Source organism: Mangrovimonas futianensis (assembly GCF_021245805.1).
Taxonomy (GTDB): domain Bacteria; phylum Bacteroidota; class Bacteroidia; order Flavobacteriales; family Flavobacteriaceae; genus Mangrovimonas; species Mangrovimonas futianensis.
In genome coordinates this window covers 1-288 of sequence record NZ_JAJJNF010000064.1, presented here as the reverse complement: position 1 = coordinate 288, position 288 = coordinate 1, and the positions used below count along the sequence as shown (strand labels likewise).

Below are 288 nucleotides of genomic sequence, written 5' to 3'. Positions count from 1 at the left end.
AACATTGGACCGCTGTCAAGAATATCCTAAAGTACCTGAAAAGGACTAAGGATATGTTCTTGGTTTATGGAGGAGAAGATGAGCTCACTGTAAGAGGATACAGTGATGCTAGTTTTCAGACAGATCATGATGATTTCCGATCGCAGTCGGGCTATGTGTTTTGCCTTAATGGAGCTGCAGTGAGTTGGAAAAGCTCAAAGCAAAGTACTGTAGCTGATTCTACAACAGAGGCTGAGTACATAGCATTATCTGATGCGGCCAAAGAGGCGGTTTGGATCAAGAAGTTCG

General features: G+C 43.4%; 1 protein-coding gene. It reads left to right on the top strand.

Annotation, left to right across the window (positions count from 1 at the left end):
- Positions 1-288: Ty1/Copia family ribonuclease HI (locus LOK78_RS16515; RefSeq protein WP_232635683.1), on the top strand; the 288-nt coding region annotated here is incomplete at both ends.